Origin of the sequence: Microbacterium sp. RD1, from assembly GCF_052220165.1 — a bacterium.
Taxonomy (GTDB): Bacteria; Actinomycetota; Actinomycetes; order Actinomycetales; family Microbacteriaceae; genus Microbacterium.
This window is the reverse complement of sequence record NZ_JBQPOL010000004.1, coordinates 256,596-279,792: the sequence shown is the minus strand read 5'-3', so window position 1 is coordinate 279,792 and position 23,197 is coordinate 256,596. Positions and strand designations below refer to the sequence as shown.

Here is a 23,197-nt window from a genome sequence, read left to right as displayed (position 1 = left end):
GCCTGCGACAAGTCTACGTCCGCGTATCAGGCCGGGACGCCCGCGCGGGTGCGGGCCTCGACGACGCGACGGTCACGCTCCTTCACCACCGGCTCGCCCTCGCGCAGGAGCGCGTACAGCGGCACGGCGACGAAGAGCGTGGAGTACGCCGCGACGATGGTTCCGACGAAGATCGACAGTGAGATGTCGCTGAGCGTACGGGCGCCGAGCCAGATCGCGCCGATGAACAGGATGGCGCCGACGGGGAGGACCGCGACCACCGTCGTGTTGATCGAGCGGATGAGGGTCTGGTTAGCCGCGAGGTTCACCGACTCCCCGAAGGTGCGGCCGGAGATCTCGCCGTCCTCGCGCGTGTTCTCCCGCACCTTGTCGAAGACGACGGTGGTGTCGTACAGCGAATACGACAGGATCGTGAGGAACCCGATCACGGCGGCGGGCGAGATCTCGAACCCGGCCAGCGCGTAGACGCCGACCGTGATGATGAGCACGTCGACCAGACCGATGATCGCTGCGACCGACATCTTCCAGGTGCGGAAGTACAGCGCCAGGATGAGGAAGGTCAGGGCGAGGAAGATGGCCAGTCCCCACAGCGACTGACGCGTCACGTCCGCACCCCACGTCGCGCCGATGAACGACGCCGTGACCTCGGACGGCGAGACGCCGTACGCGTCGGCCAGCGCCGCCGACACATCCTGCGTCTCGTCGTTGGTCATCTGATCGGTCTGCACGCGCACTGCGGAGTCGCCGACCGTCGTCACGCGCGCGGTCGCATCCGGCACGACGGTCTGGACGGCGTCGGACGCGAGGGATTGGTCGGGACTGCTGAGCCCCGACACCGTGAACTGGGATCCGCCGGTGAACTCGATCGACAGCTGGATGGGGCGGAACAGCGGCACGAGGGCCGCGCCGATCACGAGGATCGCGGCGATGAGGAACCACAGTCGTCGGCGCCCGACGAACGGGAAAGAGGTCTTCCCGGTGTAGAGGTCGTTTCCGAACTGCTGCATGCGCGCCATCAGTTCTCGTCTCCCTTGCCGGCGGCGCGTCTATCGGCGCCGTCTCTGCGAGCCGCGGCCAGCTCGGCCTGCTTGCGCTCGGCGATCGTCTGGCGTCGCTGCGCCTCACCGCGCGAGCGCGCCGTGCGCCCGCTCGCGCCGGCCGTGGCCACGGGAGCCCGGAACTGCGCCCGGCCACGGTAGACGGCGCCGAGAGCCTCCGGATCCATCCCCGAGAGCGGATGCCCCGATCCGAAGAAGCGCGTGCGCGCGAGCAGCTGCATCACCGGGTGGGTGAAGAGGATGAAGATGAGGATGTCGATCGCCGTGGTGAGACCGAGCGTGAAGGCGAAGCCCTTCACGGTGGCGTCGGCGAGGATGTACAGCACGACGGCGGCGAGGATGTTGATCGACTTCGAGATGTAGATCGTGCGCTTGGCGCGGGACCAGCCGTCCTCCACGGCGCTCGTGATGGACTTGCCATCGCGCAGCTCGTCCCGGATGCGCTCGAAGTACACGATGAACGAGTCGGCGGTGAACCCGATCGTGACGATGAGGCCCGCGACGCCGGCGAGCGACAACCGGAACCCCATCCGCCAGGCCAGGATGCACAGCGTCACGTAGGTGAGGACGGCCATGACCGCCAGCGACGCGATGATGACGAAGCCGAGCATGCGGTACTGGAGGAGGGCGTAGACCGCGACGAGCGCGAGGCCGATCAGGCCGGCGATCAGGCCGATCTGGAGCTGCTGGGACCCGAGGGTCGCCGACACGGTGTCTGAGCTGACCACGGAGAAGCTCAGCGGGAGCGCGCCGTAGCGCAGCTGGTCGGCGAGGGCCTTCGAGGACTCCTGCGTGAAGGATCCGGTGATCGAGGGGTTGCCGTCGAGGATGAGGCCGTTCATGGAGGGCGCCGACAGCACCGATCCGTCCAGGACGAACGCGAACTGGTCGAGCGGCGGCGTGGCGCCGTAGAGCCGCTGGCTGATCTGACCGAAGACCTCGGTGCCCTCGTCGTTGAAGTTCAGGTTCACGGCCCAACGGCCGCTGTTCTGCTCCACGCCGTTCGTCGCGTCGTCGATCGACGTGCCGTCCAGCTCGACGGGTCCGAGGATGTACTTCACGGTCTGCGACGCGTCGCAGGTGATGAGAGGTTGATCGGCCGGCGCATTGGCGGGGTCGTTGTCCGGATCCGCGCAGTCGTAGGCCTGGAACTGCGCCTGCAGCGCCGGCGTGATCCACGCCGGGTCGCTGCCGTTCGTGGGCGCGACCGTCGGCGTGGCGGGAAGCGCCGGGTCGGCCGTCGGGAACGGCGTCGTCTGCCCGTCTTCGCCGACGAACGTGTTGGCCGGCTGGCCCGCGAACAGCACCGCGCGCAGCTGCAGCTGGGCGGTCGCCTCGATGCGCTCACGCGTCTCGGCGTCGGCTTCGCCGGGGATCTGCACGACGACCCTGCGGCCGCCCTCGCTGGCGACGTCGGCCTCGCCCACACCCGTGGCGTCCACGCGCTGACGGATGATCGTCACGGCCTGGTCGAGCTGCTCGGCCGTCGGGTCCCCGCCGTCGGTGGTCTGCGCCTCCAGGATGATCTGCGTGCCGCCCTGCAGATCGAGCGCGAGCTCAGGGGTCCACGAGCTCTGCTGGAACACGTATACGCCGAGCGCGTTGATGCCGAACAGCACGGCCGTCACGGCCAGCAGTCCGGTCAGCGCACGCCACGCGGAACGAACGGGAGTGGAAGTCGCCACGGACTACGCCTTCTGTACGTCGGAGATCTTCGAACGGCGAGGATCGAGAATCAGGCCTGCGGCTTGTCCTTCGCGTCGCCGTCGGTGTCGGTCACCGACCCGTGGGCGCGCTTCTGGTCGTCGCTGATCGAGCTGATGTCACCGTCGGCCACGCCGGCGATGTACTCGGCCTCGCTCTCCTCGGCCTCGATGAACTCGTCCTCGCTGACGAAGCCCTCGGTCGGGTCGACCACACGGAGGATGGCCTGGCTGTGGACCTTGATCTCGACGCCCGGCGCGATCGCGACGACCGCGGGCTTGTCGAGGTCATCCGGGTTGTACTCGACGATCGTGCCGTACAGGCCCCCCTGCATCAGCACCTCCGCGCCGGGGACGGTCTGGCGCGACTTCGCCTCCTGCTCGGCCTTCTGCTTCTGCATCCGTCGGCGCGAGCTCCAGAACATGAAGACCAGGAGCAGGACGAGCAGGATGATGAGCCCGTAATTGGCGAAGAAATCCGCGAGTTGCATGTCGGGCACCTTTCGGGTCAGGCGCGCCGCTGCGGCACTGCCATCGTGTGGGAGGGCGGCGAAAGCCTTCAGCGATTATAGGTCATCGAGTCTGAGCGCGCCGTCGCGCGGAGGAACGCCGAGATGGGCGGCCGCCTCGGGGGTCGCGACGCGGCCGCGAGGCGTGCGCCCCATGAAACCGATGCGCACGAGGTAGGGCTCGACGACCGATTCGATCGTCTCCGCCTCTTCGCCGACGGCGACGGCGAGCGTGGACAGGCCCACCGGCCCTCCGCGGAAGCGTCGGACGAGGGCGTCGAGCACCGCACGGTCGAGACGGTCGAGTCCGATCGGATCGACGTCGTAGAGCTCGAGCGCGGCGTCGACCGCCGTGATGTCGGCGGCGGCGCTGCCGTGGACGACGAGGTAATCGCGCACGCGCCGCAGCAGTCGGTTCGCGATGCGCGGCGTGCCCCGCGAACGGCGGGCGATCTCGGCGCGCGCGGCCGGCGGCAGCGGGACCCCCAGCATCGCGGATGATCGCTCGACGACGCGTTCGAGCTCTTCGGGCTCGTAGTACTCCAGGTGAGCGGTGAAGCCGAAACGATCGCGGAGGGGGTTCGGGAGCAAACCCGATCTCGTCGTCGCCCCCACCAGGGTGAACGGCGCGAGATCGAGCGGGATGCTGGTCGCGCCCGCGCCCTTGCCGACCATGATGTCGATGCGGAAGTCCTCCATCGCGAGGTACAGCATCTCCTCGGCCGAGCGCGCCATCCGGTGCACCTCGTCGATGAACAGCACCTCACCGGACGTGAGGCTCGACAGGAGAGCGGCGAGGTCGCCGGCGTGCTGGATCGCGGGTCCGCTCGACAGCCGCAGCGGTCGTTCGCTCTCCTGCGCGACGATCATCGCGAGGGTGGTCTTGCCCAGTCCCGGGGGTCCTGACAGCAGGATGTGGTCGGCGGGGCGCTGCTGGATGCGGGCGGCGTCGAGCAGGAGCTGCAACTGGCCGCGCACCTTCTGCTGTCCCACGAACTCGGCCAGGGACGACGGCCGGAGGGCTCCCTCGATCGCGAGCTCCGTCTCGTCGACGGGTTCGCCGATGTCGCGGAGGTCATCCATTCGCCGGCTCCTTGCGCGCCGGGCCCAACACGGCGAGCGTCAGACGCAGCAGAGCCTGCACCGACGCGCGGTCGGCATCGGATGCGGTGTCGGCGACCGAGGCGACAGCCTCGGCGGCGAGCCGCTCCGACCAGCCGAGCCCGACCAGCGCCTGGGTCACCTGCGCGGGGACGGCGCCGCGCGCAGGAGCGCTCGTCGTCGCGACCGCGCGCGGCGCGGCGAGCTTGCCCGCCAATTGGACGACGATGAGCTTCGCCGTCTTCGGCCCGATCCCCGACACGCGCCGGAACGGGCCGTCGTCGTCGGCGTCGACGGCCTCGGCGATCTGCGACACGGTCAGCGAAGAAAGCACGCCCAACGCCGACTTCGGGCCGACGCCGGTGACACCGAGCAGCTGACCGAAGACGACGAGCTCGTCGCGGGACGCGAACCCGTACAGCGAGAGCGCGTCCTCTCTCACGATGAGCGTGGTGTGCAGGTGCACCTCCTCGCCGACGGTGAGGGAGCGCGCGAGCTGCGGCACGACGGCGACGCTGAGTCCCACCCCGCCCACGACCACGACGACCGACTCGTCTTCGACGTGCGCGACGGTGCCTGCTACCGAGGAGATCACGTGCCTGCTCCCGAGGAGATCACGTGCCGGCCACCGAGGAGATCATGCTCCGAGACTACGCGCCGGTTCGCATCTTTGTTCGAGCGACACGCGTCGAGCGCTGCTCGGCCTCGCGCCATGCGCGCTGGGCCGGCGTCAGCGCTTCGGCGCCGGGGATGCTCGAGCCGGGGCCGGAGCGCCACGCATGGCACAGCGCGAGCGCGAGCGCGTCAGCGGCATCCGCCGGCTGGGGAAGCTCGTCCAGGCGCAGCACCCGCGCGACCATCGTCTGCACCTGACGCTTGTCGGCCGAGCCGTAGCCCGTCACCGCCGCCTTGACCTCACTCGGCGTGTGCGTGGCCGCGGGGAGGCCGTGCTCGGCCGCCACGAGCAGCGCGATGCCGCTGGCCTGCGCGGTCCCCATGACCGTGTGCCGGTTGTCCTGCGCGAAGACCCGCTCGACCGCGACGACGTGCGGCGCGTGGGCGTCGAGGACCTCGCGCAGCCCCGCGGCGATCGTCGCGAGGCGTCGCTCGATGGGCAGGTCGGTGGCCGAGCGGATGACTCCGACGTGCACGAGCCGCGCCGACCGATCGGCGGCGACGTCGACCACTCCCACGCCGCAGCGCGTCAGTCCCGGGTCGATTCCGAGCACGCGGAGGGGCGGACGGGAGCTCACTCCCCCACGCTACGTCGCGCCCGCGACGTGTGCCGCCAGGCGCGCCCGCCGGCGTCACCGATGCCGTGAACCCACCCTCGCGCGCTGAACCCACACCGTTCTCCGGGAAAAGCGGGTGGGTTCGCGCGGAGAGGTGGGTTCAGCGGAGGGGTGCGGCTACTCGTCGTCCTCGAGCTCGGCCTGCACCTCGGGCGTGAGGTCGAAGTTCGTGAAGACGTTCTGCACGTCGTCGCTGTCTTCGAGGGCATCGATCAGTCGGAAGACCTTGCGCGCGGTGTCGGCGTCGACTTCGACCTTCAGCGACGGGACGAACTCCACGTCGGCGGATTCGTAGTCGATCCCCGCCTCCTGCAGCGCCGAACGGACCGTCACGAGATCGGATGCCTCGGTGACGACCTCGAACCCCTGCGCGTGCGGCTCGACGTCTTCGGCACCGGCTTCGAGCACGGCCAGCATGACGTCTTCCTCCGAGGTGCTCTCCCCCGACACGACGATGACGCCCTTGCGGGCGAAGTTGTAGGCCACACTGCCGGGATCGGCGAGGTTGCCGCCGTTGCGGCTGAGGGCCGTGCGCACCTCGGCGGCGGCGCGGTTCTTGTTGTCGGTCAGACACTCGATCATGAGGGCGACGCCGCCCGGGCCGTACCCCTCGTACATGATCGACGTGTACTCGACGGCCTCGCCGCCGATGCCCGCGCCGCGCTTGATGGCGCGGTCGATGTTGTCGTTGGGCACCGACGTCTTCTTCGCCTTCTGCACGGCGTCGTACAGCGTCGGGTTTCCGGAGAGGTCGGGGCCGCCGATCTTCGCGGCGACTTCGATGTTCTTGATGAGTTTGGCGAACGACTTGGCACGACGAGAGTCGATGACGGCTTTCTTGTGCTTGGTCGTCGCCCACTTGGAGTGGCCGGACATGCATGCAATTCTACGCGGGGCCCCGGCCGGCACGCGGACGGGTCTTGTCGCGCCCCTCGGAGGAGGCCACACTGGCGTCGTGGACGAACGCGATGAGGCGTTGCGCGCCGCGCATGATGCGGCATCCGCCTTTCTGGCCGGCCTGCCGGATCGGCCGGTGTGGCCGCGCGCCGGGCTCGAAGAGATGCGCGCCCGCTTCGGCGGCGCGCTGCCGGAGGAGGGGGGAAACGCGGCCGAACTGATCAGGGAGCTCGCCGCGGGCGCCGATCCCGGTCTCGTCGCGATCCCCGGCGGCCGCTTCTTCGGATTCGTTATCGGCGGCACGCTCCCCGCGGCGCTTGCTGCGGATTGGCTCGTCTCCGCGTGGGATCAGAACTCCGGCTCCAGCACGATGACCACGGCGACTGTCGCGCTCGAGCAGGTCGCCGGCGAGTGGATCCTCGACCTCCTCGGACTCCCCGCGGGCGCATCGGTCGGGTTCGTCACGGGCGCGCAGGTGTCGAACCTCGTATGCCTGGCGTCGGCGCGGGCCGCGGTGCTCCGTCGCCGCGGCTGGGACATGGCACGAGACGGTCTCACCGCGGCCCCGCGCGTGCGCCTGGTCGTCGGGGAGCACCGGCACGGCTCGATCGACCGCGCCGCCCGCATCCTCGGCTTCGGGACGAACGATCTGGTGGTCGCCGCCTCCGACAGTGAAGGGCGGATGCTACCGGCGGGCCTGTCCGCCGCGCTCGAGGAGTGCGACGGCGACCCCGTGATCGTGTGCCTGCAGGCGGGTGAGGTCCACACGGGCGCCTTCGACCCGTTCGCCGAGTTGATCCCGCGTGCCCGGGCCGGCGACGCGTGGGTGCACGTGGACGGAGCCTTCGGGCTGTGGGCCGCGGCCGCCCCGGGCCTGTCGGCTCTGGTCGCGGGCGCGGAGGAGGCGGATTCGTGGACGACCGATGCCCACAAGACGCTCAACGTCCCGTACGACTGCGGCATGGCGATCGTCCGCGATCCGGCGGACTCCATCGCGGTGTTCCGCACCGGGGGCGACTACCTGATGTACGCCAGCCTCGACCCGTGGGATCTGACACCAGAGCTGTCACGTCGCGCGCGGGGCGTGCCGGTGTGGGCGGCGCTGCGATCGCTCGGACGCGCGGGAGTCGCCGACCTCGTCGAGCGCCTCGCGCGAAACGCCGCCGCGCTCGAGCGGGACCTGCGTTCGATCCCGGGCATCACGGTGGTGAACGAGGTGCCGTTCACGCAGGTGATGTTCCGCCTCGGTGACGACGCCGCGACCCGGGCGCTGGGCGCGGCGATCCTCGCGGACGGGACGGCGGCCGTCACGCCCGCCGAGTGGGCCGGGCGCGCGGTGCTGCGCTGCTCCATGTCATCGTGGGTGACGACCGACGACGACATCGCGCGGACGCTCGCCGCCTTCGAACGGCTCGTCACGACAGGATCTTGAGCACCGTCCGGAGGTTGCGATTGGTCGTCCGCTCCCTGTAGGCGCGGCGGGCGATGATCTTGGCGAACGGGGTGTCGGTGCTCGACCCCTTCGGCGGGTTCCAGTAGACGACGCCCGGTCCGGGGGCGACGGGATCCACGGCGTCGTCCAGCGGCGCGGCGGCCGCGACGAGCTCGTCCCGTGTCGCGGCATCCGCGCAGAAAAGCAGCCACGGCTGCCGCGAGTCGTCGCCCGCATCGAACGGGAAGCCGTCGGCCGCATCCGCCAGCTCCTGCCGCGAGAACAGCAGCACCCACGCGTCGTACCCGAAACGGTCGCGGAGCGCCTTCTCGATGCGGCCCTTGAGGGCGCTGCGCGCAGGCGCCGCGTCCTCCGAGGCGAAGGTCGCGTTGCCGCTGGCCAGCACCGTTCGGACCCCTTCCAGTCCGAGCGCCGACAGCGTCTCGCGCAGGTCGGCGCTTCGCACCGTGATGCCGCCGACGTTGACGCCGCGGAGGAGGCACACCCACTCGGTCATGTCCGACAGGCTACGCGGGCGTGTCCGGCGCGACGGATGGGCGCGGCGGTTCGGGGCGCCGGATGGGCTTCGGGGCGCTCGTCGGTCGCCCCGAAGCACACTGCGCGCCCCGAACCGGGGCGAGGGGGCGCCGAGGGCCGGCGATGCGCGGGTGCGGCGTCAGGCCCGTGCGCGCACGTGCGAGAGGAAGCGCTCGTGGAAGCGGGTCTCGCCCGACACCTCCGGATGGAAGGCCGTCCCGAGCAGAGCGCCCTGCTCGACGGCCACGACCCGGCCGTCCGGGAGCGCGGCGATCGCGCGGGCGCGGGGTCCCACCTCCTCGACGAAGGGCGCCCGGATGAACGTGGCCGCGACCGGCCGGTCGAATCCGTCCACGTCCAGCTCCGTCTCGAAGGATTCCACCTGCCCGCCGAACGCGTTGCGCGCGACCACGACGTCGAGTCCGCCGAAGGTCTCCTGTCCCACGATGCCGCCGGTGATGCGATCCGCGAGCAGGATCAGCCCCGCGCACGTGCCGTACACCGGGAGCCCATCGGCGATCGCCGCGCGCAGCGGATGCTGCATCCCGAAGCTGCGCGAGAGCTTGTCGATGACGCTCGACTCGCCGCCCGGAAGCACCAGCCCGTCGACCTCGGCGAGCTCCGCGGGGCGTCGCACGGCCGACACGTGAGCGCCGAGGTCGCTCAGAACCCGCGCGTGCTCGCGCACGTCGCCCTGCAACGCGAGCACGCCGACGCGGAGCCGGCTCGACATCGTTACCAGCCGCGCTCGGCCAGCCGGTGCGGCGCGGGGAGGTCGGAGACGTTGATCCCGACCATCGCCTCGCCGAGGCCTCGCGAGACATCGGCGATGATCTTCGCGTCGTCGAAGAAGGTCGTCGCCTTCACGATCGCGGCTGCGCGCTCGGCCGGGTTGCCGCTCTTGAAGATGCCCGAGCCCACGAACACGCCGTCGGCACCGAGCTGCATCATCATGGCTGCATCCGCGGGCGTCGCCACACCGCCGGCGGTGAACAGCACGACGGGGAGCGTGCCGGTCTCCGCCACCTCCGCAACGAGGTCGTACGGCGCCTGCAGCTCCTTGGCCGCGACGTACAGCTCGTCCTTCGTGAGGGAGCGGAGGCGGTTGATCTCGCCCGTGATGGTGCGGATGTGCTTCGTGGCCTCGGACACGTCACCCGTGCCCGCCTCCCCCTTGGAGCGGATCATGGCGGCGCCCTCGGTGATGCGGCGAAGCGCCTCGCCGAGGTTGGTCGCGCCGCAGACGAACGGCACCGTGAAGCCCCACTTGTCGATGTGGTTCACGTAGTCGGCCGGCGAGAGCACCTCGGACTCGTCGATGTAGTCGACGCCGAGCTCCTGCAGCACCTGCGCTTCGACGAAGTGGCCGATGCGGGCCTTGGCCATGACCGGGATGGACACCGCGGCGATGATGCCGTCGATCATGTCGGGGTCGCTCATCCGCGACACCCCTCCCTGCGCGCGGATGTCGGCGGGCACGCGCTCGAGCGCCATGACCGCGACCGCGCCGGCGTCCTCGGCGATACGCGCCTGCTCGGGGGTGACGACGTCCATGATGACGCCGCCCTTCAACATCTCCGCCAGCCCGCGCTTGACGCGCGACGTGCCGGTCGTGCTCGTAGGGGTGCTCACGACGTGCTCTCTTCCTCGCCCGCGATCTCGGGTGGCAGGCGTTTGACCTAGGCCAGAAGTTACCATGTCTGCCACGTAAGATCGGAACGGATGACCCCACTCGACCAGATCGCGGGCCGCTCAGCGGCGGAGATCGCCGACAGCGTGCGCGCGCTGCGCGATCGCGGTGAGTTGCGCGCCGGCGACGCGCTCCCGCCGGTCAGGGTCCTCGCCGCACAGCTGGGAGTGAACCGCAATACCGCCGTCTCGGCGTATCGGCAGCTGGTCTCGGCCGGCGTCGCGGTGACCCGCGGTCGCGGCGGGACCCGCATCGTGGAGCGCGCGAGCGTGGCGCAGGAGGGGTTCGCCGCCGACACGGTGCTGCGGGATGTCGGCACCGGCAACCCGGATCCGGCGCTCATCCCCGATCCGACGGCGGCCCTGAGCCGTCTCATCGGCCGCCCGGTGCTCTACGGCGAGCCGGTGCTCGACGCCGATCTGGAGCAGTGGGCGCGCGGATGGATCGCGGCGGATCTCCCGCGCGACGACATCCGCATCACGGTCACGAACGGTGCGGTGGATGCGCTGGAGCGCCTCCTCGCCCAGGCGCTCACCCGCGATGACGCGGTCGCGCTGGAGGACCCGTGCTTCCTCTCCGCCATCCACACCGTGCGCGTGGGCGGGTACCGACCGGTCCCCGTCCCCGTCGACGAAGAAGGCATGACCGTCGCCGGGCTCCGCAGCGCCCTCGCCGCGGGGGTCCGCGCCGTCCTTTGCACACCGCGCGCACAGAACCCCACCGGCGTCGGATTGTCCACCGCGCGTGCACGGGAGCTGCGGACGGTCCTGGCGGAGCATCCGTACGTCCTCGTGATCGAGGACGACCACTTCGCGATGCTCTCCCGCGAGCCGTACGAGTCGCTGATCGGCCCCGGCCACCGGCGCTGGGCGCTGGTGCGCTCGGTGTCGAAGTCGCTCGGGCCGGATATGTGCCTCGCGGTCGCCGCGACGGACCCCGAGACCGCCGACCGCCTGGCGATGCGGCTGAGCCCGGGGACGACGTGGGTGAGTCATCTCCTCCAGCGGCTGACTCTCGCTCAGGTGACCGATCCCGCCTCCGTGACGGCGGTCGAGCGGGCGGCAGTGCACTACGCCGTGCGCAACGCGGCGGTCGCGGCGGAGCTCACGGCGGCGAGCGTGCCGGCACGGGCGCGCGACGGGCTCAACCTCTGGGTCGACACCGGGCTTCCCGCCCGCGCCGTCTCCGAGCAGCTCATGCGCCGCGGGTGGCTGGCGCGCACGGGCGATGACTTCTCCGTCGCCTCCGATCGCGCCAGCACGCACCTGCGCGTGACCGTGCACGATCTCGACGACTCCGACGCGGCGAGGTTCGCCGCCGATCTCGCGGCCGCCGTGCGCGCCGCATCGAACAGCGAAGGGTGATCCCGTGAAGGTTCTCTCCATCCAGTCCGCCGTCGCCTACGGGCACGTCGGTAACTCCGCCGCCGTCTTTCCGCTGCAGCGCATCGGCGTCGAGGTCCTGCCGGTCTACACGGTGAACTTCTCCAACCACACCGGATACGGCGCGTGGCGCGGGCCTCTCATCGACCCCGCGGATGTGGCCGACGTCCTCACGGGCGTCGAAGAGCGCGGGGTGTTCCCGCAGATCGACGCCGTCGTGTCCGGATACCAGGGAAGTGAAGGGATCGGCGAGGTCATCGTCGATGCCGTGCGTCGGGTGAAGGCGGCGAATCCGAACGCGCTCTACGCGTGCGACCCCGTCATGGGGAACGCGAAGTCCGGATGCTTCGTCGCCCCGGCCATCCCGGAACTGCTGCGCGAGCGCGTCGTGCCCGTCGCCGACATCATCACGCCCAACCAGTTCGAGCTCGGTTACCTCACCGGCACCGAGCCCGACACGCTCGAGTCGACGCTGGCTTCGGTGGACGCCGCGCGGGCGATGGGTCCGCGCACCGTCCTCGTCACGAGTGTGGAGCGGCCCGACCGCGAGGAGGGGACGATCGAGATGCTCGTGGCGGACGACCGTGGCGCATGGATCGTGCAGACGCCGCTGCTGCCGATGAAGGCCAACGGATCGGGTGATGTCACAGCGGCGCTGTTCACCGCCCACTACACACGCACGGGCGACGCCGCCGACGCGCTCGTGCGGACGGCGTCGAGCGTGTTCGACCTGCTGCAGAACACACTCGACTCCGGGGAGCGCGAACTGCAGCTCGTCGAGTCGCAGGAGGCTTACGCGTCGCCGCGGATGCAGTTCCCCGCCCGGCAGGTGCGCTGACCGCCCCGCCCGTGCGGGTGAGCCGGAAACCTCCTGCAGGCGGCCTCGTCCTGCGCGCTAGAGGTGGGCGGGGGCCGCGGGCCACGCGTCGGCGATCGCCTGCCGCACCTCGCCGAGAAGCTGCGGCAGTGCCTTGGTCCTCGCGATGATCGGGAAGAAGTTCGCATCCGTGGCCCAGCGCGGCACGATGTGCTGATGCAGATGCGCCGCCACGCCGGCGCCCGCGACCTGGCCCTGGTTCATGCCGATGTTGAAGCCGTCGCACCGGGACACCTCGCGCAGCACCTGCATCGCCGTCTGGGTGAGCGCGCCGATTTCGGCGACCTCCTCGGGGGTCGCCTCGTCGTACATCCCGATGTGACGGTACGGGCACACCAGCAGGTGCCCGGAGTTGTACGGGAAGAGATTCAGCAGCGCATACGACGTGACGCCGCGCACGACGATGAGGGCGTCTTCGTCGCTCTTGCCGGGCGCCTCGCAGAACGGGCACACCTCCCGCAGCGGCTCCGGGCCGGCCTGGATGTAGGCCATCCGGTGCGGCGTCCACAATCGCTGGAACTGGTCGGGGACGCCCGGAAGCTCGGCGGCGGCGAGAAGCTCCGCGTCGCCGGCCTCCGGGGTGTCAGGCACCGAAGTCCTCCGCGGTGTTCACGAGGTCATGTCCGTCTATGGCGGTGCGGATGCGGCGGACCGCCTCGTCGATCGGGACGGCGTTCTCCTGGCTGCCGTCGCGGAAGCGGAACGAGACGGTTCCGCCGGCGCGGTCCTGCTCCCCCGCGATGAGGAGGAACGGGACCTTCTGCGTCGTGTGGGTGCGGATCTTCTTCTGCATGCGGTCGTCGCTGTGGTCCACCTCCGCGCGGACGCCCTCGGTGCGGAGCCGATCGATCACGCCGCCGAGGTAGTCGGCGTACTCGTCGGCAACCGGGATGCCCACCACCTGCACCGGCGAGAGCCACACCGGGAAGGCGCCGGCGTAGTGCTCGAGGAGGATGGCGAAGAACCGTTCGATGGAACCGAAGAGGGCGCGATGGATCATGATCGGGCGATGCTTCTCGCCGTCGGAGCCGGTGAACTCGAGATCGAAGCGCTCCGGGAGGTTGACGTCGACCTGCACGGTGGACAGCTGCCACGTGCGACCGATCGCGTCCTTCGTCTTCAGATCGATCTTCGGTCCGTAGAAGGCCGCCTCCCCGGGCACCTCTGTGACCTTGAGGCCACTGGAGTGAGCGACGTTGCGCAGGGCATTGGTGGAGTACTCCCAGAAGTCGTCCGAACCGATCCACTTCGACTTCTCGTCGTCGCGCATGGACAGCTCGAGCTCGAAGTCCTCGAGACCGAAATCGCGAAGCATCGACAGGACGAACTCCAGCACGCGCGTGGTCTCGTCCTCGAGCTGGTCGGGAGTGACGAAGAGGTGCGAGTCGTCCTGAGTGAAGCCCCGCACGCGGGTGAGGCCGTGCAGCGCCCCCGACAGCTCGTTGCGGTACACGGTGCCGTTCTCGGCCAGCCGCATGGGCAGATCCCGGTAGCTGCGCGCGCGCTCCTTGTAGATGAGGATGTGCATCGGGCAGTTCATGGGCTTGAGGTAGTAGTCCACGCCCTGCTTGGTGATCTCTCCCGCCGGATCCCGCTCCTCATCCAGCCGAATGGGAGGGAACATGCCCTCCTTGTAGGTCACGAGGTGATTCGACTGCAGGAAGAGATCCTGCTTGGAGATGTGCGGGGTGTACACGTAGGTGTAGCCGCCGGCCACGTGGCGGCGGCGGGCGTGCTGCTCCATCTCGCCGCGGACGATGCCGCCTTTCGGATGCCACACCGACAGGCCCGATCCGATCTCGTCGGGGAACGAGAAGAGGTCGAGCTCCTTGCCGAGCTTGCGATGATCGCGTTTGGCGGCCTCCTCGAGGCGCTGCTGATAGGCCCGCAGCTCGTCCTTCGTCGGCCAGGCCGTGCCGTAGATGCGCTGCAGTTGCGGGTTCTTCTCACTCCCCCGCCAGTAGGCGCCCGCGATGCGGGTGAGGTCCCAGCCGTTGCCGACCATCCGGGTGCTCGGTACATGAGGACCGCGGCACAGATCTTTCCAGACCGTCTCACCGTTGCGGTCGACGTTGTCGTAGATCGTCAGCTCACCGGCACCGACTTCGACCTCGGCACCTTCGGCGCCGCCGCCTTTGAGACCGATGAGCTCGAGCTTGAACGGTTCGTCGGCGAGCTCAGCGCGTGCCTCGTCGTCGGTGACGACGCGGCGGACGAAGCGCTGGCCGTCGCGCACGATGCGCTCCATCTCCTTCTTGATCGCCTTCACGTCCTCGGGTGTGAAGGGCTCGGAGACGCCGAAGTCGTAGTAGAAGCCGTCGGTGATCGGCGGACCAATTCCCAGGTTCGCCTGCGGGTTGATGCGCTGAACGGCCTGGGCGAGCACGTGCGCGGTCGAGTGGCGCAGGATCGACAGGCCGTCGGGGCTGTCGACGGTCACCGGCTCCACGTCATCCGTAGCCGACACGACTGTCGCGAGGTCTTTCAACTCCCCGTTGATGCGCAGCGCCACAACGGAGCGGTCGGGAAAAAGAGCAAAACCGTCGGCCGGGTAGGGCACGTCCGACGGAAGGGCGGCGTCTGTCAAGGGAACTCTCCTGGGATCTCCGTTCCAGGCTACCGGGCCGCAGAATGGACCGGTGAAGCTGGGGATCGCGGGCGCCGTGCTGTGCGTGCTCGGGGCAGGCGCCGTCGCCGCGGGAATCCTCCCGTTGCCCGAGCTCATGACGATCGCTGCGCGCGTCTGGCCGATCCTCCTGTTCGTGGTGGCTGCCACCGTTGTGGCCGAGCTCGCCGCGACCGCAGGGCTCTTCGACGTGATCGCCGCGCGACTGGCGCGCGCGGCGCGCGGACGGACGGTGACCCTGTGGCTGCTCGTGATCGTGCTCGCCGTCGTCACCACCGCTTTCCTGTCGCTGGACACGACTGCCGTCCTGCTCACGCCCGTCGTGGTGACTCTCGCGCGCCGCCACGGCCTCGACCCCCTCCCCTTCGCCTTCCTCACGGTGGTCCTCGCCAACACCGCGTCGCTCGTGCTCCCCGTGTCGAATCTCACCAACCTCCTCGCGGCGGAACGCTCGGGGACCACCGACGCCTGGCGATTCGCAGCGCTCCTCGGGCCGTCAGCGGTCGTCGCCGTCGTCGTCTCCAGCGCCATCGTCACCGCGCTCTTCCTCGGGCGGCTGCCGGCGCACCATCCGTCGGCCCCGGACCCGACGGTGTCCGATCGCATCCTCCTGCGCGTCACCGCCGTGGTCGTCGGCCTCCTTCTGCCGCCGCTCGTGCTGGGCGTACCCCCGTGGATCCCCGCGGTCGCCGCGGCGGCCGTGCTGGTCGCCGTGTTCGCGTGGCGCGCGCCGCGGACGGTGCGACCGACCCTCGTGCCGTGGTCTCTGCTGCTGTTCGCGGGCGGTCTCTTCGTCGTGGTCGGGGCCGCGGAGGCGCTCGGGCTCGGCGTTCTCACCGCTGCGGCCACCGGCGATCAGTCGCTCTGGCAGGTCGCCGCCGTCGGCGCGACGGCGGCGAACCTGATGAACAACCTGCCGGCGTTCCTGGCGCTGGAGGGCGCCGCAGCGCAGGGCGGATCACTCGCCGCCCTGCTCATCGGGGTCAACGCGGGACCGCTCCTGACGCCGTGGGCGTCGTTGGCCACCCTCCTGTGGCACGCGCGACTGGGGTCGATGGGAGTGCGCGTCCCGTGGTCGCGGTTCATCCTGGTGGGAGCGCTCGTCGCGCCGGTGACGGTCGCCGCCGCCCTCATCCCCCTGGCCACCTGACCCCGAGGCGGGTCAGGTGCAGAGCTCGCGCACGTTCTGCACCGACGCCTGCATCTCCTGCACGGAGCCCTGGAGCTGAGCGACCTGCTCCTGCGTGGCGGCACCGGCCTGCAACGAGGCGAACAGGTCGCCGAGGGTCGCGAAGTGGGCCTGCACATCGGCGGTCGCGGCCTTCACCTCCGGGTTGGAGATCTCCGTCAGAGCCTCTCCGAGGCGTACTTCGACGGCGTCCAGCGCCTCAGCGACCAGGGCGGGATCCGACGGATTGGCCAGCGCCTCGGAGGCCTGATCCTGCACCGACAGCGCGGCCTCGTTCGCGATCCGGCACGCGTCGGCGAGGCTCTGTCCCGCGTCTGACGCAGTGGCGCTCGGGGTACGGGCCTCCGGGCTCGCGGAGGCGGTGGGACGAGCGCCCGAGCCGGATTCCGCAGGAGCGGAGCATCCGGACAGAGCGAACAGTCCCGTCGCGGCGAGGACGGCGAGGGCGGGGATCATCGGCTTTCGCATCGGTGGTCTTCCGTTCGAGGGGAGGGAACGCGCAGGGCGCGTGCTCCACTCTGCCATCCGCGTCAGGCTTCCGGTGTCGGTTGCAGACGCGTGAGCCAGTACTCGGTGCGGGCCACGTGCACGGATGCCGCGGCGGTGGCGGCTGCGGGGTCGCGGCGTGCGAGGGCATCGACGATGGCTCGGTGCCCCTCGTCGCTCGCGCGTTTCGCCGGCGCGGCGGGCCCCGAATCGAAGATCCGGTAGTGGCGGCCCCGGGAGCGGAGCACGCTGATCAGGGAGGTGACGGTGGCATTTCCGGCCGCCGCGCAGATCGCCTCGTGGAACTGGTCATCGAGCTCGGCCACGACGTCGCCGTCGGAGCTCGCCTCCATCCGGTCACAGAGATCGGACAGCCGCGCGACGAGCTCCTCCGGGGCGCGAGCGGCCGCCTGCGCGGCGGCGTTCCCCTCCAGCACACGTCGGATCTCGAACAGCTGAAGGAGCCCCTCGAGCGGGAGGAGATCGACCGTCAGCGAGAATCCCCGGATGATGTCGGCCGGATTCAGCTGCGACACGTAGGTGCCCGACCCATGACGCACCTCGATCACCCCGACCGTCGCGAGCACACGGACGGCCTCGCGCAGCGAGCTGCGGGAGACATCCAGCTCGCGGCACAGCTCCGCCTCGGGCGGGAACTGCTGGCCGGGGGCGAGCGCGCCTGACGCGATCATCTGCCGCAGTCCGGCCAGTGCCGACATCATCACCGTCATGAGCGACCTCTCCCCCGTCCGCCCGACGCCGCGCTTGCGCGGTCATCAGATCTCTGACTTCTTGTCATACGCAGACGATCGCGACAAAGTCAATGTTTACAGCGCAGGAAAGCCCGTTCTATCGTAGCCGTCATACACCGAGAGATCTTATGACTTGAGGGATGCCGTGAACGCGATGAGGCCGGATTCCGGAACGACGTTGCAGCCGCCGCGCGCCATGAGCGGCCATCCGGCTCGCGCGTTGTGGGATCTGTCATCCGACACGGTGCACCTCAACCACGGCTCGTACGGTGCCGTCCCGACGGTCGTCACCGAGCAGCAGGTCGCTCTCATCCGGCTCATGAACACTCTCCCCGGACGATGGTTCGGGGAGCTCCCGGGCCGGGTGGCCCAGGCGCGGCAGGCGATCGCCGGCTTTCTCGGCAGCGACCCCGACCGCACGGCCCTGGTGCCGAACGCCAGTGCCGGAGTCTCGGTCGTCCTCTCGTCGCTCGACCTGACCAGAGGCGCCGACATCGTCGTGACCGACCATGCCTACGGCGCCGTGCGGATGGCCGCCGAGCGCGTGGCCCGGCGCCTCGAGGGCACGGTGACGGTGGCACCTGTGGCGCTGGAGGCATCCGACGACGAGGTCGTCGACGCGCTCGTGCACGCGGTGTCCGCGCGCACGGGGCTCGTGATCATCGATGAGATCTCCTCCGCGACGGCGCGCGTCTTCCCGGTCGCCGACATCGCCCATCGGATGAGAGCGGCCGGCGTCCCCGTCCTCGTCGACGCTGCGCACTCCCCCGCGATGATCGAGCGTCCGGCGTTCGACGACGTCGACTACTGGGTCGGCAATCTTCACAAATGGGGCTGCGCGCCGCGAGGGACGGCGGCTGTCATCGCCTCGGGGCCTGTCGCTGCGTCGCTGCACCCGCTCATCGACTCGTGGGGGGCGCCGCATCCGTTTCCTGCCCGCTTCGACACGCAGGGCACGATCGATGTGACCTCGTATCTGGCCGCACCGTCGGCCCTGGCCCTCATCGACGAGGAGTTCGGGTGGCGAGAGGTGCGCGAGTACTCGTCCGCGCTCGTCGGCGACGCCCAGCGCTCCGTGGCCGCGGCCCTGGAGGCCGAGACCGGCGAGCACTCCTTCCCCGATGTCGGTGCTCCCGCCGCCATGATGCGGCTGGTCGAACTTCCCGCGGGTCTCGTCGCCGGCCCCGACGACGCGCACGTCGTCTCCGCCGCCCTCGCGCGCCTCGGCTTCCAGACGGCGATCACCTCGTGGCGCGACCGCGGGTTTCTCCGTCTGTCGGCCCACGTCTACAACGCCCCCGACGACTACGCGTCGTTCGTCGAGCGCGGCGTCCCGGCTGTGGCAGCGCTGCACGCCGCCCGGGTGCGCCGCGACGTCCCGCTCGCGGAGGCCGTCGCCCAGACCCTCGCCGACGCGCCCTCGCCCTGACACTCCTGCGACCGTCACCGACGACGGCCGCACCCCCGCAAGGAAGCACACCGATCGGAGGAACAGATGAACAGAAAGATGGTCGCGGCGATCGCGGTCGCCGGAACGGCTGCCCTGACGCTGTCAGGGTGCTCGGGCGGAGCATCCGATGACACCGTCACCCTACGGATGGTCGAGACGCTCACGAGTCCGGTTCGCCAGGAGATCCTCGGCGAGCTGATCGCCGGATTCGAGGAGGAGAATCCCGGCGTCACCGTCGAGCTCGTCTCCCCACCCAACGAGCAGGCGCTCACGACCCTGCAGCAGATGCTGCAGGCCGGAAGCGGCGTCGACGTGCTCGAGGTGCAGGACTCCACCGTCGGCCCGTTCAGCGCCAACGACTGGCTGTACGACATGAACGCCGACCTGGCCGATTGGGAGGGATGGGACGAGCTGACGCCGAACGCCCTGTCGTTCGCGAACGAGGATGGACCGACCTACCTCATCCCCTACGGCTTCTACGGGCTGAGCCTGTTCTATCGCACCGACCTGATCGCCGACGCCGGATTCGACGAGCCGCCCCACAGCTGGGAGGACATGATCGAGATGGCCGCCGCCATCAACGATCCCTCGTCCAACACGTACGGCTATGCCTTCCGTGGCGGCGCCAACGGCGCGTCGAACGCGGCGGCGATCATCACGGCGTACGCCGCCGATCAGATCGATCCCGAGAACGCCTTCCTGCTGCAGGACGGCTCGACGGTGTTCTCCACGCCCGAGGCTCAGCAGGCCATGGACGACTACCTCGACCTGTTCCAGACCGGCTCACCGCCGTCGTCGATCGCGTGGGGGTACCCCGAGATGGTGCAGGGATTCGCATCCGGCTCGACGGCGTTCCTCCTGCAGGACCCCGAGGTCATCGCCACCATCCGCGACGACTCCACCCTCACCGAAGACCAGTGGAGCACGACGCCGCTCCTCGTCGGCCCGTCGGGGAAGGCCGCCCAGCCGCTGGCATCCGCCGGCTGGGGCGTCGCCGAGAGCAGCGAGCACAAGGAGGAGGCCGTCGCCCTCGTGGAGTACCTCTCGTCGGGTGAAGCACCGCTGACCTTCGCCAAGGGCAACTCCCTCATCCCGATCCTCACCACCGCGCAGGACGACCCGTTCTTCAGCGAGGGCCCCTGGGCGACCTACGTCGCGATGAACGAGCAGCCCGAGACCTACATGACGGTGATCCAGCCGCGCGGTGTCGCCTGGTGGACGGAATGGGAGGAGAAGGCCGACCGCGAGCTCCAGTCGATGCTCCTCGGCGAGCTCGCCACGACCGATCTCCTCGCCGGCTGGGACGCGTACTGGTCTGAGAAGTACGCATCCGAAGGGTGACGCCGGTGGTCGATGCGGTGCGGGAGCGGCGGTCGGATGCGGCCTCCGCTCCCGCGGGCGCCTCGCCGGGGCGGGCGGCAGGGCGCCGCCGGGCGTTCACGCGACGGCGTGCCCTGACGATCGCCCTGTTCCTCGCACCCGCCTTCGTCTTCGTCGCGATCTTCGTGTACTACCCGATGCTGTCGGGGAGTCTCGGCGCGTTCCGGACCTGGACGATCTACAACATCACCGAGCAGCCGTGGATCGGGCTCGACAACTTCCGCGCCGTGCTGTCGGACCCGCTCTTCTACAACACGGTCGGCAACACGATCCTGTGGGTGGTGGGCTCGATCGTGCCGCAGTTCGTGATCGGGTTCGCCCTGGCCCTGTGGATGCGCCGGAAGTTCCGCTTTCGCGGCGTCTACCAGGCGCTGGTCTTCTTCCCGTGGGCGATCTCGGGCTTTCTCATCGGCATCCTCTTCCGCTGGATGTTCAACAGCGAGTTCGGCGTGATCAACGACCTGCTCATGCGTACGGGCCTTGTCGACGCGCCCCTGCCCTGGCTGGCCACGCCCGCCCTCGCGATGCCCGCCGTCATCATGGCGAACGTCTGGTACGGCGTGACGTTCTTCGCGATCATGATCCTCGCGGCGCTGCAGTCGGTCCCCGACGAGCTGTACGAGGCGGCGGCGCTCGACGGAGCGGGCAAGGTGCGGACGTTCTGGAGCGTCACGGTCCCCTCCATCCGCACGACGCTCGCTCTGGCCGTACTGCTGCGCACGATCTGGATCTTCAACTTCCCCGACCTCATCTTCGGAATGACGGCGGGCGGACCCGGCGGTCGCACCCACATCGTCACGAGCTACATGATCTCCGTGACGCAGCAGGGCGAGTACGGTCGCGCGAGCGCGATCGGCCTGATCGTCATGCTCGTGCTGGCCGTTTTCGCGGTCTTCTACCTGCTCGCCACGAGGGAGCGGCCGGAGCGATCCGCAAAGGAGGCGAACCGATGATCACGACGCAGTCCCGCACCAGCCGGATCGTCCGCTTCGCCGCGCTCGGACTGTGGCTGGTCATCACGCTCTTCCCGCTGTACTGGATCGTCGTCACGGCGGTGAAGCCGCGCAACGACATCTACGCGTTCCCCGTCGAGTACTGGCCGCAGGCGTTCTCGTTCGAGAATTTCGAGAACCTGTTCCGCGTGTCGAACTTCGGCACCTACCTCCTCAACAGCATCATCGTGTCGGTCGTGGCGGCGACGTTCGTCACGTTCATCTCGCTGCTGTCGGGGTACGTGCTCGCGCGCTTCCACTTCCGCTCGAAGACGACGGTGCTGATGGCTTTCCTGGTGACGCAGATGATCCCTGGCTTCATCGCGCTCGGCCCGCTCTACCAGCTCATGGTGGACCTCAATCTGGTGAACGACCGCACCGGGCTGGTGCTGGTCTACATCGCGATGTGCATCCCGTTCTCCACGATCCTGCTGCGTGGCTTCTTCGAGAACGTCCCCGACGCGCTCGAAGAGGCGGCGATGATCGACGGATGCAGCCGGCTCGGCGCTCTGTTCCGCGTGCTCGTGCCCGTCATGACGCCGGGGATCGTCGCGGCGTTCATCTTCAATTTCGTCAGCTGCTGGAACGAGCTGTTCCTCTCGGTGACCCTCCTCACCTCCGACGCCAACAAGACGGTGCCCACGGCTCTCAACGGTTTCATCACCAGCTACAACATCGACTGGGGGTCCATGACGGCGGCGGCGGTGCTGACGATCATCCCGACGATGGTGATGTTCGCCTTCGCGAGCAAGTACATCGTGCAGGGCCTGACCTCGGGCGCGGTGAAGGGATAGTCTCGCCGTCTCAGCGCAGGTACGCCTCGACCAGCAGCGGACCGCGGATGCGGCGCAGCGTGTCGAGAAGCGCCGTCAGGTGCGTCGGGCTCCACGCCGTCAGCTGCAGATCGTGCGGACCGAGGGCCTGGAGCTTGCCGGTGCGGATGCGGACGACCTCCCACCCCGCCGCGCGCAGCGTCCGATCCTTGCGGCGATCGGCGTCTTCGCGCATTCCCACGTGCTCGAGGCCGTGGCGCCCGGTGCTGTCGTACTCGAGGGCGACGCGCAGTTCGGGGAGCACGACATCGGGCCACACCTCGACGTGATCGAAGAACGGCCGTGTCACGCGCACGGCCGTGCGGCCCGGAGTGACCGACAGCGCGCCGAACACGTCGGCGCGGAGCCGCCCCTCGACGGCCGATGTCGGACGCGGAGCGCATTCGCTCGCGAACGCCTCTCCGGGCGGGAGGTCGGGGGTCTTGGCGCACAGAGCGCGGGCCGGCCGGGGGCGGGGCATCCGCTCGACTCCGGCCGGCCGGATGCGTGGGGGGCTGGCGAGGGCGGCGCAGTCGGGGCACCACGCCGAGCGCCGCCGCTCGCGGGCCGGGCGCGAGCGCTGCTCGGCGGGCGTCGCGGCAAATGTGTGCCCGCTGTCGCACTGCCACAGGAGGAGCACATCGGCGGCAGGCGGGATCTGCGTCAGGGTGATCCCGGCGTTCAGATCGGGATGGTACTGACGGATCAGCGCCGGGTACGGTGCCCATGCTTCCCGGTACGTCCCCACCGGGTACGGGAGCGCGAGGCCTTTGGAGAACTGTCGACGCGCCCACCACAGTTCGATGCGCTCCGCCATGTCGGCAGAGTAGGCAGAGCCGCGGACATCCAGGCTCTTCCGGTGGGTTGGCCTGAGCGCTACGCTGGGTGGGCTGCAGGACTGGATGGGGAGCTGGTAAGCCCCGCACCCCGCCACTTGATCCTGGGGAGAACCAAGCGTGCCCGGTCAGGGCTCTCGCTACAGCAGGTGAGCCCCCGATTCACGTCTTTCGAGACGCTGACCGGGGGCTCATC

At 69.7% G+C, this 23,197-nt stretch carries 23 protein-coding genes; 8 read left to right on the top strand and 15 right to left on the bottom strand.

The genetic code is table 11. The annotated features are described in order from the left end of the window. Positions 1-26: 26 nt before the first annotated feature. The 7 genes from secF to ACTU3I_RS18005 form a co-directional block, all read right to left on the bottom strand. On the bottom strand, positions 27-1,016 hold the full coding sequence (gene secF, locus ACTU3I_RS18035; protein WP_442927100.1) for a protein translocase subunit SecF: 990 nt from the start codon (positions 1,014-1,016) through the stop codon (positions 27-29). Next, complete coding sequence (gene secD, locus ACTU3I_RS18030; protein WP_442927099.1) at positions 1,016-2,743, bottom strand: protein translocase subunit SecD; 1,728 nt, start codon at positions 2,741-2,743, stop codon at positions 1,016-1,018. Before secD ends, secF begins: the two co-directional genes overlap by 1 nt. Positions 2,744-2,793: 50 nt before the next feature. Next, entirely contained in the window at positions 2,794-3,252 is a 459-nt protein-coding gene (locus ACTU3I_RS18025) for a preprotein translocase subunit YajC (protein WP_442927098.1), read from the bottom strand. Between the two features lie 75 nt (positions 3,253-3,327). Further along, entirely contained in the window at positions 3,328-4,353 is a 1,026-nt protein-coding gene (gene ruvB, locus ACTU3I_RS18020) for a Holliday junction branch migration DNA helicase RuvB (RefSeq protein WP_442927097.1), read from the bottom strand. Further along, complete coding sequence (ruvA, locus tag ACTU3I_RS18015; RefSeq protein ID WP_442927096.1) at positions 4,346-4,966, bottom strand: Holliday junction branch migration protein RuvA; 621 nt, start codon at positions 4,964-4,966, stop codon at positions 4,346-4,348. Before ruvA ends, ruvB begins: the two co-directional genes overlap by 8 nt. Positions 4,967-5,021: 55 nt before the next feature. Further along, positions 5,022-5,624, bottom strand: coding sequence for a crossover junction endodeoxyribonuclease RuvC (gene ruvC / locus ACTU3I_RS18010; protein ID WP_442927095.1), 603 nt, complete (start codon positions 5,622-5,624; stop codon positions 5,022-5,024). A 156-nt stretch (positions 5,625-5,780) separates the two neighbouring features. Then, entirely contained in the window at positions 5,781-6,539 is a 759-nt protein-coding gene (locus ACTU3I_RS18005) for a YebC/PmpR family DNA-binding transcriptional regulator (protein ID WP_442927094.1), read from the bottom strand. 79 nt (positions 6,540-6,618) lie between these two features. On the opposite strand from ACTU3I_RS18005, the gene ACTU3I_RS18000 reads away from it, so the two are divergent. Then, on the top strand, positions 6,619-7,992 hold the full coding sequence (locus tag ACTU3I_RS18000; RefSeq protein WP_442927093.1) for a pyridoxal phosphate-dependent decarboxylase family protein: 1,374 nt from the start codon (positions 6,619-6,621) through the stop codon (positions 7,990-7,992). On the opposite strand, the gene ACTU3I_RS17995 is transcribed toward ACTU3I_RS18000, so the two are convergent. From ACTU3I_RS17995 to pdxS, 3 genes are all read right to left on the bottom strand, one after another. Continuing rightward, positions 7,976-8,509, bottom strand: a complete 534-nt coding sequence (locus ACTU3I_RS17995; RefSeq protein WP_442927092.1) for a DUF1697 domain-containing protein — start codon at positions 8,507-8,509, stop codon at positions 7,976-7,978. The genes ACTU3I_RS18000 and ACTU3I_RS17995 overlap by 17 nt on opposite strands. Positions 8,510-8,668: 159 nt before the next feature. Further along, positions 8,669-9,262, bottom strand: coding sequence for a pyridoxal 5'-phosphate synthase glutaminase subunit PdxT (pdxT, locus tag ACTU3I_RS17990; protein WP_442927091.1), 594 nt, complete (start codon positions 9,260-9,262; stop codon positions 8,669-8,671). Positions 9,263-9,264: 2 nt separating this feature from the next. Further along, positions 9,265-10,161, bottom strand: a complete 897-nt coding sequence (gene pdxS / locus ACTU3I_RS17985; protein WP_442927090.1) for a pyridoxal 5'-phosphate synthase lyase subunit PdxS — start codon at positions 10,159-10,161, stop codon at positions 9,265-9,267. Between the two features lie 90 nt (positions 10,162-10,251). Here pdxS and ACTU3I_RS17980 point away from each other — a divergent pair, with 90 nt between their 5' ends. Together ACTU3I_RS17980 and pdxY are read left to right on the top strand one after the other, a co-directional pair. Continuing rightward, complete coding sequence (locus tag ACTU3I_RS17980; protein ID WP_442927089.1) at positions 10,252-11,583, top strand: aminotransferase class I/II-fold pyridoxal phosphate-dependent enzyme; 1,332 nt, start codon at positions 10,252-10,254, stop codon at positions 11,581-11,583. A 4-nt stretch (positions 11,584-11,587) separates the two neighbouring features. Continuing rightward, positions 11,588-12,439 (top strand): pyridoxal kinase PdxY, encoded by an 852-nt coding sequence (gene pdxY / locus ACTU3I_RS17975; protein ID WP_442927088.1) that lies wholly within the window; start codon positions 11,588-11,590, stop codon positions 12,437-12,439. 57 nt (positions 12,440-12,496) lie between these two features. On the opposite strand, the gene ACTU3I_RS17970 is transcribed toward pdxY, so the two are convergent. Together ACTU3I_RS17970 and thrS are read right to left on the bottom strand one after the other, a co-directional pair. Beyond that, positions 12,497-13,069 (bottom strand): HIT family protein, encoded by a 573-nt coding sequence (locus ACTU3I_RS17970; protein ID WP_442927087.1) that lies wholly within the window; start codon positions 13,067-13,069, stop codon positions 12,497-12,499. Continuing rightward, positions 13,062-15,065 (bottom strand): threonine--tRNA ligase, encoded by a 2,004-nt coding sequence (gene thrS / locus ACTU3I_RS17965; RefSeq protein ID WP_442927086.1) that lies wholly within the window; start codon positions 15,063-15,065, stop codon positions 13,062-13,064. The genes ACTU3I_RS17970 and thrS overlap by 8 nt, the downstream gene beginning before the upstream one ends. 52 nt (positions 15,066-15,117) lie before the next feature. Here thrS and ACTU3I_RS17960 point away from each other — a divergent pair, with 52 nt between their 5' ends. Next, positions 15,118-16,254 (top strand): SLC13 family permease, encoded by a 1,137-nt coding sequence (locus ACTU3I_RS17960; protein ID WP_442927085.1) that lies wholly within the window; start codon positions 15,118-15,120, stop codon positions 16,252-16,254. A 12-nt stretch (positions 16,255-16,266) separates the two neighbouring features. On the opposite strand, the gene ACTU3I_RS17955 is transcribed toward ACTU3I_RS17960, so the two are convergent. Both ACTU3I_RS17955 and ACTU3I_RS17950 read right to left on the bottom strand, forming a co-directional pair. Further along, positions 16,267-16,761: a hypothetical protein gene (locus ACTU3I_RS17955; protein ID WP_442927084.1), complete on the bottom strand. Its 495-nt coding sequence runs from the start codon at positions 16,759-16,761 to the stop codon at positions 16,267-16,269. Between the two features lie 62 nt (positions 16,762-16,823). Then, entirely contained in the window at positions 16,824-17,510 is a 687-nt protein-coding gene (locus ACTU3I_RS17950) for a FadR/GntR family transcriptional regulator (protein WP_442927083.1), read from the bottom strand. Positions 17,511-17,685: 175 nt separating this feature from the next. Between ACTU3I_RS17950 and ACTU3I_RS17945 the strand changes: the two genes are divergently transcribed. The 4 genes from ACTU3I_RS17945 (at position 17,686) to ACTU3I_RS17930 (ending at position 22,147) form a co-directional block, all read left to right on the top strand. Then, on the top strand, positions 17,686-18,960 hold the full coding sequence (locus ACTU3I_RS17945) for an aminotransferase class V-fold PLP-dependent enzyme (RefSeq protein WP_442927082.1): 1,275 nt from the start codon (positions 17,686-17,688) through the stop codon (positions 18,958-18,960). 66 nt (positions 18,961-19,026) lie between these two features. Then, positions 19,027-20,322, top strand: coding sequence for an ABC transporter substrate-binding protein (locus tag ACTU3I_RS17940; RefSeq protein ID WP_442927081.1), 1,296 nt, complete (start codon positions 19,027-19,029; stop codon positions 20,320-20,322). Between the two features lie 5 nt (positions 20,323-20,327). After that, a complete protein-coding gene (locus ACTU3I_RS17935) occupies positions 20,328-21,314 on the top strand; it encodes a carbohydrate ABC transporter permease (RefSeq protein WP_442927080.1) in 987 nt (328 codons plus the stop codon). After that, positions 21,311-22,147: a carbohydrate ABC transporter permease gene (locus ACTU3I_RS17930; protein ID WP_442927079.1), complete on the top strand. Its 837-nt coding sequence runs from the start codon at positions 21,311-21,313 to the stop codon at positions 22,145-22,147. The genes ACTU3I_RS17935 and ACTU3I_RS17930 overlap by 4 nt, the downstream gene beginning before the upstream one ends. A 10-nt stretch (positions 22,148-22,157) precedes the next feature. Here ACTU3I_RS17930 and ACTU3I_RS17925 read toward each other — a convergent pair whose 3' ends face one another. Then, a complete protein-coding gene (locus tag ACTU3I_RS17925) occupies positions 22,158-22,982 on the bottom strand; it encodes a zinc-ribbon domain-containing protein (RefSeq protein WP_442927078.1) in 825 nt (274 codons plus the stop codon). Positions 22,983-23,197 lie beyond the last annotated feature (215 nt).

Bases quoted from the DNA above. Each gene is read 5' to 3' on its own strand.
- ACTU3I_RS17950 (WP_442927083.1), bottom strand. From the start codon at position 17,510: ATGACGGTGATGATGTCGGCACTGGCCGGACTGCGGCAGATGATCGCG.
- ACTU3I_RS17955 (WP_442927084.1), bottom strand. From the start codon at position 16,761: ATGCGAAAGCCGATGATCCCCGCCCTCGCCGTCCTCGCCGCGACGGGA.
- ACTU3I_RS18005 (WP_442927094.1), bottom strand. From the start codon at position 6,539: ATGTCCGGCCACTCCAAGTGGGCGACGACCAAGCACAAGAAAGCCGTC.
- ACTU3I_RS17980 (WP_442927089.1), top strand. From the start codon at position 10,252: ATGACCCCACTCGACCAGATCGCGGGCCGCTCAGCGGCGGAGATCGCC.
- ACTU3I_RS17930 (WP_442927079.1), top strand. From the start codon at position 21,311: ATGATCACGACGCAGTCCCGCACCAGCCGGATCGTCCGCTTCGCCGCG.
- ACTU3I_RS18025 (WP_442927098.1), bottom strand. From the start codon at position 3,252: ATGCAACTCGCGGATTTCTTCGCCAATTACGGGCTCATCATCCTGCTC.
- ACTU3I_RS17925 (WP_442927078.1), bottom strand. From the start codon at position 22,982: ATGGCGGAGCGCATCGAACTGTGGTGGGCGCGTCGACAGTTCTCCAAA.
- ACTU3I_RS17945 (WP_442927082.1), top strand. From the start codon at position 17,686: ATGAGGCCGGATTCCGGAACGACGTTGCAGCCGCCGCGCGCCATGAGC.
- pdxT (WP_442927091.1), bottom strand. From the start codon at position 9,262: ATGTCGAGCCGGCTCCGCGTCGGCGTGCTCGCGTTGCAGGGCGACGTG.
- secF (WP_442927100.1), bottom strand. From the start codon at position 1,016: ATGGCGCGCATGCAGCAGTTCGGAAACGACCTCTACACCGGGAAGACC.
- ACTU3I_RS17940 (WP_442927081.1), top strand. From the start codon at position 19,027: ATGAACAGAAAGATGGTCGCGGCGATCGCGGTCGCCGGAACGGCTGCC.
- ruvB (WP_442927097.1), bottom strand. From the start codon at position 4,353: ATGGATGACCTCCGCGACATCGGCGAACCCGTCGACGAGACGGAGCTC.
- ACTU3I_RS17995 (WP_442927092.1), bottom strand. From the start codon at position 8,509: ATGACCGAGTGGGTGTGCCTCCTCCGCGGCGTCAACGTCGGCGGCATC.